This window comes from Enorma burkinafasonensis (assembly GCF_902150035.1).
Lineage (GTDB): Bacteria > Actinomycetota > Coriobacteriia > Coriobacteriales > Coriobacteriaceae > Enorma > Enorma burkinafasonensis.
The window spans coordinates 34,273-48,480 of the sequence record NZ_LR597512.1; the positions used below are offsets into that span (position 1 = coordinate 34,273).

A 14,208-nucleotide genomic window follows, 5' to 3' on the forward strand; every position below is an offset into this window, starting at 1 on the left:
GGGCTGCCCGGTCGGACCGGGCCACCTGAATCTATCGTCCATTCCCAGGGTGTGGGCTCGGTTGGCCTATAACGTCTTGCTCGTTTTGGGGCAATGGCATTCTGTGTGGCAGGCAAATTCGGAACGCATCGGAGAGGCGGTGTGCAGCGACAGGCCGAAAGCGGTTGCTGCCGAGCTGTACAATTAGAAATACGACCAGATGAGGAGCATGAAATGAGATTTCCCATGCCAGACTTTGTGAGAAGTCCTTACGTGGAGCACGGCAATAGGGCGGGCGACCCGGCATGGGTCGTTCGCGAGGACGCTCCTCAGGCGTTGCGAATCGAGCTGCAGAAGCAGATTGATCAATGGGAGAGAAAGCTCATCGATGCGAGACGCGAACTCGGATACAGAGCGTGATATGTTTTGGAACAGCAGCGCCCTAACTGGCAAGCAAACAGAAGAACGGGGCGTACTGCGTGAGGGTTGACGACAAGCCGTTTTCCGACCTAATCAGGGAAGCGGTGCAGGAGAGCTGATGGAAGGCATGTCCGGAATCATATCCGACAGGCTTCGGGAGCTGCGCGGCGAGCACTCCTGCAAGATCGGCATGAACGAGCCGACGCGTGTGGTAGACGGCATGCTTTATGTGCCGTACTACGACACTAAGGACGGGAACGCTCCGGATGAGCCCCTCCCGATCCTCCTCATCGGTACTGACGGGAGCTTTACGGAAGTGTATGGCCCATCTGAGGAATGGTTCAGGCTCATTGACCAGATTCCAGACTAACTTGTTGCAGGTTGGGGCAGTGGCATTCTGGCTGGTAATCACACTGAGGGATGCTTTGGGATGGTGGTTGATACTCAAGAGCGATGCAAGCGCTGGGCATCGACTATCGAGATAATGCCGAAGTGGTCAGAATCTCGGGCATGTTTTCTTACGGAGCTATGGAGAACGGCGATTGTGGCGCAGGCCGATACATCGAGATCATCATGTCGCTGCTCGAGAAACCTAGGATAGCAACGACCCGCCGCGACGGACCATGCAAGCGATACCCGAAGATGTTCGATCTCGACGGCTACCGACTCGGCACATTTGGGTAAGATATCGGAGAATACGTTGTATTCGTTAGGGAGGTTGCCATGGCCACGATGACGATTAGGATGAGCCAGGAGGAAGCGGCGATCGCGAAGAAGTACGCGGAGTTCACGGGGCAGTCGTTCTCCGAGTTCGCGCGCCGCGCGATCGCGGACGCCATCGACGATGAGTGCGACACGGCGCTCCTCGAGAAGGCGATACGCGAGGATGACGGCGAGCGCGTGAGCCATGCCGAGCTCATGAAGGAGCTCGCGCGATGAGCTGGCGCGTGGAGTACTCGAAGCGGGCCGCCAAGACGCTGAGGAAGATGGACCGGTTCGACCGCACTATGATCCTCGAGTGGGTCGACAGGAACCTCGAGGGTTGCGAGAACCCCAGGGCCCATGGGAAGTCCCTTACGGGAAACTACAGCGGCATGTGGCGCTACCGGGTCGGGAAGTACAGGATCCTATGCCGGATCGAGGACGGCGCCCTCGTCGTTCACGCGCTCGAGATCGGGCACGGGCGCGAGGTCTACCAATCATGAGGCAATCGGAAGCATCACGGAAGAGGGGTCATGGCTGAGTTTCTTGCCGTCGCGATCGGCGGCGCGGTGGGGAGCCTGGGGCGCTGGGGCATCGGCATCGTTCTGGGCTCGTGGCTGCCCGGCATCCCCGCGGGGACCTTCGTCGCCAACGTGCTCGCGGGCCTCATCATCGGCACGGTGACCGGCGCGCATGCTGTGGTGCCGCTTCCCGAACCATGGCGCCTGCTGCTCACAGTCGGCCTGTGCGGAGGTCTCTCGACGTTTTCGACCTTCTCCAACGAGACGGTCCGCATGCTCGAGGTGGGCCAGCTCGGCGGGGCGGCGCTGAACATCGCACTCAACGTCGCGACGTGTTTGGTCGCCGTGTGGCTGGGATCGCGCTTGGGCATGAGAATCGCGGCGTTCTAAGGCGCATGCGTGGTGGGCTGCCGATTTGCTACGGGATCTTAAGGGGGAGCATATGGGGGAGCGGATCTTGATTGACGTCGACCGCCTGCGCGCGGCGCTCATGGACGATACGGGTTCCGCCATGTTCGCCGCGTCGCCCTGGGCGGTCATGGATCTTTCCGACCTCGAGCGTGCGCCCGCCGAGGAGCTGGTCCGCGAGGCCGAGCGCCGCGGCTGGGATCTGCGTCGGTTCGAGGCACGGCAATAGGGGTCCGCGGACCAGCGGTGCAAGTTGCGACCCTGTCTGTCGAGCGACGTCCCCTGGGAGTGCATGTGCGCTGCGCTCTGGGATTTCTGGCTTTTGATGGGCAGATAGCAAAACAGCTCAGAGCGGAGATGCTCTGAGCTGCGAAAGTTTGGTGGGCGTTACAAGATTTGAACTTGTGACCTCTTCCGTGTCAGGGAAGCGCTCTCCCCCTGAGCTAAACGCCCTTGTGCTTTTCAGCGATAGCTATACTACCATGACCGCCCCCGCGTGCCAACGACAAATTTCCGAACTTTCAAAACTACGACGTCCGCGGCTGCTTGTCCTTCGAGAAATTGAGGTTCTGGAAGGTGTCGGCGATGAAGCGGTCGTCGAAATGGCGGTCCACGTACTCCTCGAACGCGTTCTGCGGCGGGACGCCTTCCTGGCGCTGCCCCGAGCGGTAGAAGCACGCCACCGTCATGACGATGTCGAGCGCGATGAAGATACTCAGGAGGCTCACGAGGATCACCTGGCCGCGCCGCGTGGGCTCGCCGATGCGGTAGAGCAGCTCGGGCATGATCGCCTTGCACCACACGATGCCGAGGATGCCCCAGGCGATGAGGAAGCGCCAGGCGACCCATTGCGTGATGTGGTCGGGGAAGTGGAGGTAGGACCACGACCAGGCGTGCATGACGGTCTCCATGCTCCAGCCGGCGATCTGCTCGAGCAGGCCGCCGAGCGCCGCGGAGATGAGGAAGATCATCCAGAGCGGCTGGTCGCGCAGGCGCCAGAGCACGACGGTGAGGAGCACCGCACCGCAGCCGTAGAGCGGCGAGAACGGTCCCCAGACGAGGCCGACCCGGCTCTCCAGCACACCGTAGAGCACGTACATCCAGACGGTCTCGAGCAAAAGGCCCAGGACCGAGGCGACGAGGAACAGCAATATATATTGGTAGAGGCCGGGCTTGTGGTCGTTGAGGAAGTCGTCGCGGAGCTCGAGGCGGGCGGCGAGGATGACCTTGCGCTGCGCCTTGGAGATCTTGGGGCGGAGCTTGTTGCGCCCGAAGCTATCGTTCTCCGTCCAGATCGCGTCCTCGTAGACGCCGGCGTCGATGCGGCCCTGCTTGAGCATGCGCTTGAACGCCTTGCCCTGCCCGCGCCAGTCCTGGTAGCGGGCGACGGCCCCGGTGACGAGCCGCGCGATGAGGAAGAGCACGACGATGACGATGGATATGGTGAACAGCACGGTGCGTCCAATCGGAAGCGGGCGGCCTGCCCGGCAGATGTCGAGGATGTGTAGAGGCGGGTCCAGCCGATGACCAGCGAAAACCCGAGCGGCACACGTGCATCATTGTACCCACGGAACTTTTTTCAAAAACAGGCTTGCACTCGGTTGGGTTCTCGCGTATATTATTTCCCGCAAGCGGACATGGCTCAGTTGGTAGAGCACAACCTTGCCAAGGTTGGGGTCGCGGGTTCGAGCCCCGTTGTCCGCTCCATCGCATGTCAAAGGCCGGATGCAAGTTCGGCCTTTTTCATCGGCGACGTGGCCAAGTGGTAAGGCAGAGGCCTGCAAAGCCTTTACCCCCAGTTCGAATCTGGGCGTCGCCTCCATCGCAAGGAAAGGGCACCGCGCGCGGTGCCCTTTTTGCGTTCGATGGGGGATGCGCCCGCAGGGGGCGGACCTGTGAGGGTGGCCCGGCGGCGCGCCTGCGCTAGCCGTCCACGTCCGTCTTGCCGATCATGATGTTCAGGATCTCGACGTCGGTGGGCTTCATGCCCACGCGCCCCACGTAGCCCATGCTCGCGATGGTCTCCTCGATGGTGTCCTGCACCAGGCCCTCGCCCGCCCGGAAGCTGCGGCCGGCCATCGCCATGTCGTGGCCCAGGATCGCCGCGTCGACGGCGGCCGAGATCTTGGCGGCGCAGCTCGACTTGGCGCCGTCGCAGACGATGCCGCCCACGTTGGCGAGGGTGTTCACCACGGTCGCCCCGATCTGCTCGAGCGTGCCGCCGGCCATCCACGTGATGGCGGCACCGGCCCCGCACGCGGCACAGACCGCCCCGCAGAAGGCCGAGAGCGCGCCGATGTAGCTCTTCACGTGGATCGCCACGAGGTCGGAGAGCGCGGCGGCCCGCAGGAGCCGGTCGCCCTCGACGCCGAGCCGCTCGGCGTACTCCATGACCGGCAGGCTCGCCGTGATACCCTGGTTTCCCGAGCCGCAGACGATGACCACCGGCAGCGCGCACCCGCTCATGCGGGCGTCCGAGCCGGCGGCCGCCCGCGCGCGGGCGCAGCACGACGCGCTGTCGGGATAGGAGGAGAGGATCGTGCGCCCCACCTCGGCGCCCCAGGGATGGGCGAGCCCCTCCCGCGAGATGGCGTCGTTGAGCTCCATCTGCTGCGCGAGGACATCGCGTGCCGCCGTGATGTCGCCCTCGTCCGCGAAGGCGACGATGCCCTCGAGCGAGAGGCGCGCGTCCTCGCTGGCGCGCTCGCTGTCGTCCTCGGCAGCGGCAGCCGCCTCGGCAGAGCCCTCGATCGCTGCGCCGTCGAGCGCGCGGTAGACGACATCGGTGTGGTGCTCGGCGATGACCACCTCGGCGCGGTGCCCCGCCGCGGTCGCGACAACCTTGATATAAAGGTTGGGCACGCCCTCGGCGAGCGTCACCTGGGCGAAACCCGGCTGCGCGAGCAGCTCGCGCGCACGGGCGCGGTCGGCGTCGTCGAGCGACTCGAGCACCTCGAGCGCGCTTTTCGCATCGCCGCCCACGCAGCCCAGCGTCGCCGCGGCCTCGATGCCGCGCATGCCGCCCGAGTTGGGCACCGTCACGCTCATCACGTTCTTGATGATGTTGCCCGAGCAGGCGAGGTCGAGGCGCTCGGGCTCGCGCCCCAGCGTCTCGCGCGCGAGCGCCGCTGCGTAGGCGACGGCGATGGGCTCGGTGCAGCCGAGTGCGCACACGAGCTCGCGGTTCAGGATGGCGCAGAAGAGCTCGTCGCGTTCTGCAGGGGAGAGCGGGGGTTCGCTGGGCATGGGCACGCTCCTGGTCTCGGATGCCGGTGTTCGTGCATAATTCTAGCCTCGACATGCATACTCCGCCTCCAGGCGCCATCGCGCGTCGGGTAATGGAGGGGAATCGCGGGCAGGCGTTCAGCGCCCGCGATGGGTGTCCTGCACGATGTCGAGCAGCCCGCGCTCCTGCCGCTCGCAGAAGCGCTCCTCGACCTCGTCGAAGCGCTCCGCGAACTCGGCCATGGAGCCGCACCAGGTGGCGCGCACCGGCTTGCCCGAGCCCACGTAGGCGGTCTGGATCCCGCAGTCGGGCGTGGGGAAGTCGCGCTTGGGGTCGTTGCCGACCATGAGAACCTCCCCGGGCTCAAGGCCGAGCGCCGCGAGCGCCTCGAGGTAGTAACGGGGGCTCGGCTTGCAGCGCGTGCTGTTCTCCATCGAGGTCACGAGCTCGAACGGCATGTCGAGCATCTCGCCCCAGCCCATGCGGCACTCGATGCAGGCCCGGCTGAAGCTCGGGTTGGTGAGCAGCGCGATGCGGATGCCGCGGTCCGCGAGCATGGCCACGGCCTCGTGCGCGCCCGGGCGCGGTCGCGCGGCGATGATGCTGTCGTTGCGGTGGGGGAGCACGTCGCGCTCGTAGCACGCGAAGGCGTCGGCAATTACCGGGTCGTCGAGGGGGACGCCCGTGCGCTGTCTGATCGCGTCGTTGAAGAAGGCGAGGTTGGTGCGGTCGTCGCCGTCATCGCGCGCGTTGTTGTTGAGGCTGAGCAGCGCGCCGCCGAAGGCGGCGAACGCCGAGAACGGGTTGATGCGCGCGATGTCGCCGAGCAGGCGCGCCTCGTCCCGCGCGTAGACGGCGATGAAGGCGCTCAGGTTGATGCTGAGCAGCGTGTCGTCCATATCGAACAGAACGGCTTTGAGCACCTGGCACCTCCTCGTCAGAGCCGGACGCGGGCGGCTCGCCCGCTCGCGTTCACCTCTTTCTACCCAAAATCGAAGGTGCCCTTCGCGGGGGTGGGGAGCTTCGCGGCGCGCGGCGCGGGGCACCAGCGGGAAATATGGTAATCGCATTGAAAAAAACACCGGTCGACCTTGAATTCGAGAGCAGTTCAACGTAACCTATAGGTCTGTGAACGCAACCGCGCTCACGTACGTATCTGTCGGCCCCCGAGTGTTTCCCAGAGGGTGTGCGTGGGTTATTGGCGCAAGCCGGCCACCCCTGTGCATCTGCAAGGTCCTTGCAATCGGGGCCCCGTACTTCGAAAGGGGTCCACCTTTGAGTGAGATTCAGAACTCGTCCATCTTCTCGCTAGATGACGTCAGCGACGAGGAGATGAGCAGCCTCGTCGACGGCACGATCACCGACTTCGATGAGGGCGATCTCGTGAACGGCACCGTCGTTCAGATCGAGAAGGACGAGGTCCTTGTCGACATCGGCTTCAAGTCCGAGGGCGTCATCCCGGTCCGCGAGCTCTCCATCCGCAAGGATGCCGATCCGTCCGAGATCGTCTCGCTCGGTGACCCGATCGAGGCGCTCGTGCTCCAGAAGGAGGACAAGGACGGCCGTCTCGTGCTCTCCAAGAAGCGCGCCGAGTACGAGCACGCCTGGAACCGCATCGAGGAGAAGTTCCAGTCCGGCGAGAACGTCGAGGGCGAGGTCATCGAGGTCGTCAAGGGCGGTCTCATCCTCGACATCGGCCTGCGCGGCTTCTTGCCCGCGTCCCTCGTCGACCTGCGCCGCGTGAAGGACCTTTCCAGCTACCTCGGCACCTCCATCGAGGCCCGCGTCATCGAGATGGACCGCAACCGCAACAACGTGGTCCTGTCCCGCCGCGTGGTGCTCGAGGAGTCCCGCAAGGCCGAGCGCTCCGAGATCCTCTCCAAGCTCAAGCCCGGCATGCGCCTCAAGGGCACCGTGTCCTCCATCGTGGACTTCGGCGCCTTCGTGGACCTGGGCGGCATCGACGGCCTGGTGCACATCTCCGAGCTCTCCTGGAACCACGTCAACCATCCCTCCGAGGTCGTCAAGCAGGGCCAGGAGATCGAGGTCGAGGTGCTCGACGTCGACCTCAACCGCGAGCGCATCTCGCTCGGCCTCAAGCAGACCACCGAGGACCCGTGGCGCGCACTCGTCAAGAAGTACCCCGTGGGTGCTATCGTCGAGGGCACCGTCACCAAGCTCGTCCCGTTCGGCGCCTTCGTCGACCTGGGCGATGGCATCGAGGGCCTGGTGCACATCTCCGAGATGGCCAAGCAGCACGTCGACCAGCCCTCGCAGGTCACGCATGTGGGCGCTAAGGTGCAGGTCAAGGTCATGGAGATCGACCTCGACCGCCGCCGCATCAGCCTCTCGATGAAGTCCGCCGCCGAGACCCTCGGCTTCGAGATCGAGGTCACCCCGCTCGAGAAGCCCGAGGAGAAGGCCGAGGACGCCGAGTAGCCTCGCGTTTCCCAAGGACGCTTGATCGAAGCCCTGCCGGTTGCGGTGGGGCTTCGTTCGTTTGAGGGGCTGCGGAAGGGCGGCGCGCCCGCACGCGCCCCGGTAGAGGAGGGACCATGCTGGATAGACGTCACGTCCGCGACCGGCTTGCCCGGGCGGCCGTCGTGGTCTTCGACTTCGACGGGACGCTCGTCGACACGGGCCCGGCGATCCTGCGCTGCGCCGCCCGCGCGCTCGAGCTCAACGGCTACGACCTGGATGCCCTGCGCGACCTGCGCCTTATGATCGGGCCTCCCCTGGTGGACGGCTTTCGCGAGGTGGCGGGCGTCTCGCGCAAGGATGCGCTGCCGCTTGTGGCGGCCTATCGCGAGATCTTCCGCCGCGAGGTGACGCCTGCGGACTACCCGCCGTTTCCCGGCGCGGTCGAGCTCCTCGGGCGCCTGCGCGCCCGGGGCGTGCGCACGGCCATCGCCACGTCGCGGCTCGAGGCCTCGGCGCTCGAGATGCTCGCCGCTGCCGACCTGCCGCCGTTCGACGCCGTCGCCGGCCGACTGGAGCCCGGGCGCTCCACGAAGGCCGACTGCATCGCCGCCGCCCTCGATATGCTCGGTTGCACCGCCGACGCTGCTGTCATGGTCGGCGACCGGAAAAACGACGTCGAGGGCGCCCATGCGCTCGGCATCCCCTGCATCGGGGTCTACCGCGACGAGCGCGGCCGCGCGGAGCTCGAGGAGGCGGGGGCGGACGCGCTCGCCGGCGGCATGGCCATGGTGGCCGACCTGCTGGGAGGTTCCCTCCCGGGCGGGGCCGTATAATCATCTGGACCCAAACCCGCCTGACGAAAGGAGCATCGTGAGCGATTCGACCCCTGCCGCGCTCGAGGAGCGCGTCGACGCCTACATCGACGAGGTCTGGGGCGCCCTCGTCGACGACATCGCCGCGCTCGTGCGCTACCCCTCGGTCGCGGACGCCGCCCATGCGCTGCCGGGCGCGCCCTATGGCGCCCCGGTGCGCGAGGCGCTCGACGCCGCGCTCGGTATCGCGCGCCGCCTGGGCTATGCGACCGATGAGGATGAGGGCCATGTGGGCTGGGGCGATATCCCCGGCCGCGAGCCGGGGCAGGTCGCGACGATCGCCCATGTGGACGTCGTGCCCGCCGGTCCCGGCTGGGCGACCGACCCCTTCGAGCTCGTGCGGCGCGAGGGGTGGTTCCTCGGCCGCGGCGTGATCGACGACAAGGGTCCCGCCGTGCTCTCGCTCTACGCCGGTGCGTTCCTGCTGCACGAGGGGATCGTGCCCCGCTACACCTTCCGCGCGCTTTTGGGCTGCGCCGAGGAGGTGGGCATGGGCGACGTCCGCCATTACCTCGAGGGGCACGACGCCCCCGGCTTCCTCTTCACCCCCGATGCCGACTTCCCCCTGTGCAACGCCGAGAAGGGCTGCTTCAACGGCAGGTTCGTGAGTGCCCCCGTCGCGGGCGGCAGGATCGTTTCCTGGAGCGGCGCCGAGGCACCCAACGCCGTGCCGGGTGAGTCGGTGCTCGAGCTCGTGGTCGATGCGTCCGAGCTGCCCCTTCCCGCAGAGCATGCGGACCGTATCGCAATCGAGGCCCTGCGCCCCGGCGTGTGCCGCATCAGCGCGCGGGGTATCGGCGGTCACGCCTCGGCGCCCGCCGGCACGATCAACGCCATCGCGCTCATCGTCGGCTATCTGCGCTCCTGCGACGTGCTCGAGGGCGCGGAGCGCGCCTTTGTCGACCTCATCGACCTCGTGCTCGCCGATACGGCCGGCACGGGGCTCGGCATCGCGTGCGCGGACGACGCGTTCGGGCCGCTCACGCTCAACGGCGGCACGATCGGTGTGCGCGACGACGGCCGGCTCGCCATGAGCGTCGACATTCGCTACCCCGCCTGCATCGACTGCGAGCGCATCCGCTCCGCCTGCGAGGGGTTCGCCCGGCGCTTCGGCGCCTCGTTCGAGATGGACTGGTGCAAGGTGCCGTTCTCGGTCGGCGTCGACCATCCGGCGGTGCGCGCGCTGCTGGACGTCTACCGCGAGGTGACGGGTGAGGAGGCCGAGCCGTTCTCGATGGGCGGCGGCACCTACGCGCGCAACTTCCCCTGCGCGGTCTCCTATGGCCCCGTGGGCCGGTGGTCGACCGTCCCCGCCTGGGTGGGGCACATGCACGGGCCCAACGAGGGTGCACGCGAGGCCGACCTCAAGCGGGCGCTCAAGATCTACATCCTCGCGATCGTGCGCCTCATGGAGGTCGACCTCTAGGCGCCGGTCGCGGCCTGTTTTCCGGGTGGCTCCGCAGGCGCCCAGCGCCCGCGGGCCCCCTTCACGAGGAGGTTTCCCATGGATCAGCTGCTCTGGTTCGCGGTGATCGCGGTGGCCATGGTGTTCGGCTGGTACCTGCACCAGAAGTACTCGGGCGGCGGTGCTGCCGGCAAGGGCTCGGCCCAGGCGGGCTCCGCCGCGCGCCCCAAGCGCAAGAAGCGCCCGCGCAAGCGCTCGTGACAAAACGCCGCGCCTGACGGGCCCTGTGTCGGTTCCGCTTCCTCTGCGCAGCGGGGTTTCGGTTGGGTTCGTTTTCGCGCCTCCGGTGCCGGCGCGCTATCCCTCGAGCCGCTCGGTGACCTCAAGCCAGCTCGTCTCGAGTTCATCGATCGTCCCGCGCGCCGCGTCGATGAGCTTCTGCTGCTCCTCGAGGGCAAGGTAGTCGGTGGGGTCGATCGCGCCCATGGCGTCTTGGAGATCCTGTACTCGACGCTGCTGGGTCTCGAGCCTGCGCTCGAGCGACGCGGCTTCCTTGCGCAGGCGCTGGCGCTCGGCATTGGAGAGGCCGTCGTCTTCGTGCGCGCCCTCGGCGCGTCCCTCGGCCTTGCCGCGCCCTGACGCGCCCGGGGCCGCGGCCCTGGGTGCGACAGCCTTGCGGCCGGCGACGAGCTCGAGGTACTGGTCCACGCCGCCCGGGACGTGCCGCAGGCGGCCGTCGATGAGTGCGAACTGCTGGTCGGTGACGCGCTCCATGAGGTAGCGGTCGTGGGTCACGAGGATGAGGGTCCCGGGCCATCCGTCGAGCAGGTCCTCGACGATCGCGAGCATGTCCGTGTCGAGGTCGTTGCCCGGCTCGTCCAAGATGAGCACGTTGGGCTCCTCGAGGAGCGTGAGCAGGAGCTGCAGCCGCCTGCGCTGCCCGCCGGAAAGGTCGCGTATGCGGCTCCAGAGCTGCTCCGGCGAGAAGCCGAGCCGCTCGAGCAGCTTCTCGGGGCTCGTCTCCTTGCCGTCGACCACGTAGCTGCGCTTGTAGCGCTTGAGCACGTCGCGGATGGGCTCGTCCATGAGCGGGTCGAGCTCGTGGAGCTGCTGCGAGAGGACGCCGAAGCGCACCGTCTTGCCGATCTTGACCCTTCCCGCGAGCGGAGCGAGCTTGCCCTGCACCACGTCGAGCAGGGTGGATTTGCCGGCGCCGTTCTCGCCGAGCAGGCCGAAGCGGTCGCCCGCGCCGATGAGCCAGGTGACGTCCTCCACGACCGCGCCTGCCGAGCCGTCTCCGTAGCCCGCCGTGACGTCGAGCACGTCGATGACCTGCTTGCCCAGGCGGGCGACCGCGAGGCGCTTGAGCTCGAGCTCGTCGCGCAGCGGCGGGACGTCGGCGATGAGCTCGCGCGCCGCCTCGACGCGGAACTTCGGCTTGGTGCTGCGCGCCTGCGCCCCGCGCGAGAGCCACGCGAGCTCCTTGCGGGCCATGTTGCGCCGGCGCTCCTCGGCGACCTGCGCCAGCCGGTCGCGCTCGACGCGCTGCAGGATGTAGGCCGAGTACCCGCCCTCGAACGGGTCGACGGTCGCGTCGTGGACCTCCCACATCGTGGTGCAGACCTCGTCGAGGAACCACCGGTCGTGCGTCACCATGAGCAGGGCGCCCTGGCCGTCCTGCCAGCGCTCCTTGAGATGGCGGGCCAGCCAGTCGATCGTGCGCATGTCGAGATGGTTGGTGGGCTCGTCGAGCAGGAGCGCGTCGTAGGTGCCGATGAGCAGCCGCGCGAGGTCGACGCGGCGCCGCTGGCCGCCCGAGAGCGCTCCGAGCGTGCCCTCCCAGGGGACGTCGGCGATGAGGCCGGCGAGGACCTCGCGGATGCGGGGCGACGAGGCCCATTCGAATTCGGGGAGATCGCCCACGACCGCGTGGCGCACGGTGTCGTCGTCGGCAAGCGAGTCGCGCTGGCCCAGAAGCCCCACCGCGATGCCGCGCCGGTGCGTGACGCGGCCCTCGTCGGGCTCGAGCGTGCCCGCGAGCAGCGAGAGCAGCGTGGACTTGCCGTCGCCGTTGCGTCCCACGATGCCGATGCGGTCGCCCTCGTAGACGCCGAGGGTGACATCGCGCATGACGCGCTTGGTGGGGAAGTCGAGCGAGATGCGGTCGCAACCGAGGAGGATGGCCATGGGGTTCCTTTGATCGAGGCGGGCCCGGGGCGCCGCCGCGTGTCGATGATGGGCGCGGCGCCCTCAAGCTGCGCGGCGCGCCATAGCTATCCTAGCAGACCGCGCCGTTGGCGATCTGGGCGCTGCGCTATACTGGGCGCGTTGGCGGTTCGCATCACGTTCGTTTCGGTATTCGGTGTGAGATTCGTCTCAGTGTTGCGACAGCGCCGGGTGGCACTTCCGCTACCTGGGGTTTTGTTGAGTGCATGCGCCGCTTAGATGGCATGCGCGCAAAACTGACACCGAATACCGAAACGAGCGTGCGATGAAGGGGGACGAACGTGATCAAGGCGGCGTTTTTCGATGTCGACGGGACCTTGCTGAGCTTCAAGACGCATCTGCTGCCCGAATCCACCAAGGCGGCGCTCGCCCGGCTGCGCGAGCGCGGGGTCAAGACCGTCATCTCCTCGGGAAGGCCGACCTACCTGCTGCCCCCGTGCATCCGCGAGAGCTTCGACGCCTACGTCACCTTGAACGGCCAGCTCTGCTACGACGGCGACGGCGTGTTCCGCAGCTGCCCGATTGCCGAGGACGACGTGCAAACCATCGTCGGCCAGGTGCGCGCGGGCCTCTACGACGCGCTGGTCCTGCAGCGGAGCCGCGCGTTCGCGAACAGGCTCTCGCCGCGCATCGTCGCGAACGGCCGCGAGGTGGGCCTCGACTACGAGGCCGATGACATCGAGCGTGCCCTCGACGAACCCGTCTACCAGTTCTGCGCCTATCTCGAGCCGGGGGAGGAGCACGTCATCATGGATGCGACGCACTCGGTGGCGCACACGCGCTGGACGAACCTGTTCTGCGACGTCATCCCCAAGGCGGGCGGCAAGGACCTCGGCGTCCGGTCGGTGCTCGAGCGCCTCGGGATCGAGCCGGAGGAGGCGGTCGCGTTCGGCGACGGCGAGAACGACCTCGCGATGTTCGAGAGCGTGGGCACGAGCGTCGCCATGGGCAACGCCTGGGATTCCGTCAAGGAGCGGGCGACCCTGGTCACCTCGCACGTCGACGAGGACGGCATCTACCGTGCCTGCGAGCGGCTGGGGCTGATCTAGCGGCGCGGGCGATGCGTGCGGATCGCGGGGCGCCCGAGCCGGTCGCGTAGGGCGCGGCCGCAGACGGCGATCTCGGCAGGGACACTCCCACCGCAGGGCGCGTTTAAGCGGACTTCTTCAGGTTGGGGATGATGCGCTTCACGACCCAGACGATCGCGACCACGATCACGATGGCGATGATCACGTACTTCACGATGTCCGAGACCCACTCGGCCTGCTCGCTCACCGTCATCCACGCGCTGCCGGCGGCTGCGCCGAGCGAGCAGAGCACGGTGTTCCACACGGCGGAGCCCACGAGGGTGAAGAGCGTGAATTTCACGGGGTTCATGCGCGCCGTGCCGGCCGGGATGGAGATGAGGCTGCGCACCACGGGGATGCAGCGGCACAGGAGCACGGTGAACTGGCCCTTGCGGTCGAACCAGTCGACGGCGCTCGCGATGTCGGTGCCCTTGAAGCCCAGAAGGCGCATGGGCTTGGTATCGAAGAAGTACATGAGGCGCTCGCGCGAGAGCACCCAGCCGATACCGTAGAGGATGTAGGCGCCGAGGACCGAGCCGGCGGTCGCGGACACGATGACCAGCGGCAGCACCATGTCGGTCGTGGTGGTGAAGAAGCCCGAGAGCGGCAGGATGAGCTCGCTCGGGATGGGCGGGAATATGTTCTCGATGAAGATGAGCGCGGCGACGGCGAAGTAGCCGAACTGGTCGATGAAGTTGAAGAACAGCTCTTCCATCATGGTCCCTTCATGCGGGCGGCCCCGCGCGGGGGCCGTCGTGTGTGCAGGGGAAAGTGTAGCCCAAGCGGCGGGGGTGAGGGCATTTTCCATGGTACCTACGGAAGTTCGCCGCGCACCCTTGATTATCAACTTTATCCGAACACCTCCCACATTCATCCGCACATGTGCGGATGAATGTGGGAACCCGATACCCTGAGGGCCGGATCGGCCGGCCCCGGGAGATCGGAGGACGGCATGTCCGGA

Annotated in this window: 16 protein-coding genes and 3 tRNA genes; 13 read left to right on the top strand and 6 right to left on the bottom strand. The window is 67.0% G+C overall.

The features are described 5' to 3' along the window. Window positions 1-213: 213 nt before the first annotated feature. The 6 genes from FS885_RS07505 to FS885_RS07530 all read left to right on the top strand — a co-directional run bounded on the left by FS885_RS07505 (window position 214) and on the right by FS885_RS07530 (window position 2,259). A complete protein-coding gene (locus FS885_RS07505; protein WP_144744443.1) occupies window positions 214-399 on the top strand; it encodes a hypothetical protein in 186 nt (61 codons plus the stop codon). A gap of 118 nt (window positions 400-517) precedes the next feature. After that, window positions 518-769 (top strand): hypothetical protein, encoded by a 252-nt coding sequence (locus tag FS885_RS07510; protein WP_144744444.1) that lies wholly within the window; start codon window positions 518-520, stop codon window positions 767-769. A gap of 353 nt (window positions 770-1,122) precedes the next feature. Beyond that, a complete protein-coding gene (gene relB / locus FS885_RS07515) occupies window positions 1,123-1,338 on the top strand; it encodes a type II toxin-antitoxin system RelB family antitoxin (RefSeq protein WP_144744445.1) in 216 nt (71 codons plus the stop codon). After that, complete coding sequence (locus FS885_RS07520) at window positions 1,335-1,604, top strand: type II toxin-antitoxin system RelE family toxin (protein WP_144744446.1); 270 nt, start codon at window positions 1,335-1,337, stop codon at window positions 1,602-1,604. Before relB ends, FS885_RS07520 begins: the two co-directional genes overlap by 4 nt. Before the next feature lie 30 nt (window positions 1,605-1,634). Next, window positions 1,635-2,012 carry a fluoride efflux transporter CrcB gene (gene crcB, locus FS885_RS07525; RefSeq protein WP_144744447.1) on the top strand — a complete coding sequence of 126 codons (378 nt, stop codon included), beginning with the start codon at window positions 1,635-1,637 and terminating at the stop codon, window positions 2,010-2,012. Between the two features lie 52 nt (window positions 2,013-2,064). Further along, window positions 2,065-2,259: a hypothetical protein gene (locus FS885_RS07530; protein WP_144744448.1), complete on the top strand. Its 195-nt coding sequence runs from the start codon at window positions 2,065-2,067 to the stop codon at window positions 2,257-2,259. A gap of 149 nt (window positions 2,260-2,408) precedes the next feature. On the opposite strand, the gene FS885_RS07535 is transcribed toward FS885_RS07530, so the two are convergent. Next, window positions 2,409-2,483 (bottom strand) — tRNA-Val (locus tag FS885_RS07535). Window positions 2,484-2,557: 74 nt separating this feature from the next. Then, a complete protein-coding gene (locus FS885_RS07540; RefSeq protein ID WP_246060858.1) occupies window positions 2,558-3,484 on the bottom strand; it encodes a putative ABC transporter permease in 927 nt (308 codons plus the stop codon). A gap of 177 nt (window positions 3,485-3,661) precedes the next feature. On the opposite strand from FS885_RS07540, the gene FS885_RS07545 reads away from it, so the two are divergent. Together FS885_RS07545 and FS885_RS07550 are read left to right on the top strand one after the other, a co-directional pair. Next, a tRNA-Gly gene (locus tag FS885_RS07545) sits at window positions 3,662-3,737 on the top strand. Between the two features lie 41 nt (window positions 3,738-3,778). After that, window positions 3,779-3,852 (top strand) — tRNA-Cys (locus FS885_RS07550). Between the two features lie 101 nt (window positions 3,853-3,953). Here the strand turns inward: FS885_RS07550 and FS885_RS07555 are convergent. Together FS885_RS07555 and FS885_RS07560 are read right to left on the bottom strand one after the other, a co-directional pair. Next, entirely contained in the window at window positions 3,954-5,276 is a 1,323-nt protein-coding gene (locus FS885_RS07555) for an L-cysteine desulfidase family protein (RefSeq protein ID WP_144744449.1), read from the bottom strand. Window positions 5,277-5,393: 117 nt separating this feature from the next. Continuing rightward, window positions 5,394-6,179 carry an HAD family hydrolase gene (locus FS885_RS07560; protein ID WP_144744450.1) on the bottom strand — a complete coding sequence of 262 codons (786 nt, stop codon included), beginning with the start codon at window positions 6,177-6,179 and terminating at the stop codon, window positions 5,394-5,396. A gap of 352 nt (window positions 6,180-6,531) precedes the next feature. Between FS885_RS07560 and rpsA the strand changes: the two genes are divergently transcribed. The 4 genes from rpsA to FS885_RS09950 all read left to right on the top strand — a co-directional run bounded on the left by rpsA (window position 6,532) and on the right by FS885_RS09950 (window position 10,215). After that, a complete protein-coding gene (rpsA, locus tag FS885_RS07565) occupies window positions 6,532-7,695 on the top strand; it encodes a 30S ribosomal protein S1 (RefSeq protein ID WP_144744451.1) in 1,164 nt (387 codons plus the stop codon). Window positions 7,696-7,811: 116 nt separating this feature from the next. Further along, window positions 7,812-8,510 carry an HAD family hydrolase gene (locus FS885_RS07570; protein ID WP_144744452.1) on the top strand — a complete coding sequence of 233 codons (699 nt, stop codon included), beginning with the start codon at window positions 7,812-7,814 and terminating at the stop codon, window positions 8,508-8,510. A gap of 37 nt (window positions 8,511-8,547) precedes the next feature. Further along, complete coding sequence (locus FS885_RS07575) at window positions 8,548-9,975, top strand: Sapep family Mn(2+)-dependent dipeptidase (protein WP_144744453.1); 1,428 nt, start codon at window positions 8,548-8,550, stop codon at window positions 9,973-9,975. 78 nt (window positions 9,976-10,053) lie between these two features. Beyond that, window positions 10,054-10,215, top strand: a complete 162-nt coding sequence (locus FS885_RS09950; RefSeq protein WP_186365821.1) for a hypothetical protein — start codon at window positions 10,054-10,056, stop codon at window positions 10,213-10,215. 96 nt (window positions 10,216-10,311) lie between these two features. On the opposite strand, the gene FS885_RS07580 is transcribed toward FS885_RS09950, so the two are convergent. Next, window positions 10,312-12,141 (bottom strand): ABC-F family ATP-binding cassette domain-containing protein, encoded by a 1,830-nt coding sequence (locus FS885_RS07580; RefSeq protein WP_144744454.1) that lies wholly within the window; start codon window positions 12,139-12,141, stop codon window positions 10,312-10,314. A 320-nt stretch (window positions 12,142-12,461) separates the two neighbouring features. Between FS885_RS07580 and FS885_RS07585 the strand changes: the two genes are divergently transcribed. After that, window positions 12,462-13,229 (top strand): Cof-type HAD-IIB family hydrolase, encoded by a 768-nt coding sequence (locus FS885_RS07585; RefSeq protein WP_144744455.1) that lies wholly within the window; start codon window positions 12,462-12,464, stop codon window positions 13,227-13,229. Between the two features lie 103 nt (window positions 13,230-13,332). Here FS885_RS07585 and FS885_RS07590 read toward each other — a convergent pair whose 3' ends face one another. Next, window positions 13,333-13,962 carry a DedA family protein gene (locus tag FS885_RS07590; protein ID WP_144744456.1) on the bottom strand — a complete coding sequence of 210 codons (630 nt, stop codon included), beginning with the start codon at window positions 13,960-13,962 and terminating at the stop codon, window positions 13,333-13,335. Between the last annotated feature and the right edge of the window lie 246 nt (window positions 13,963-14,208).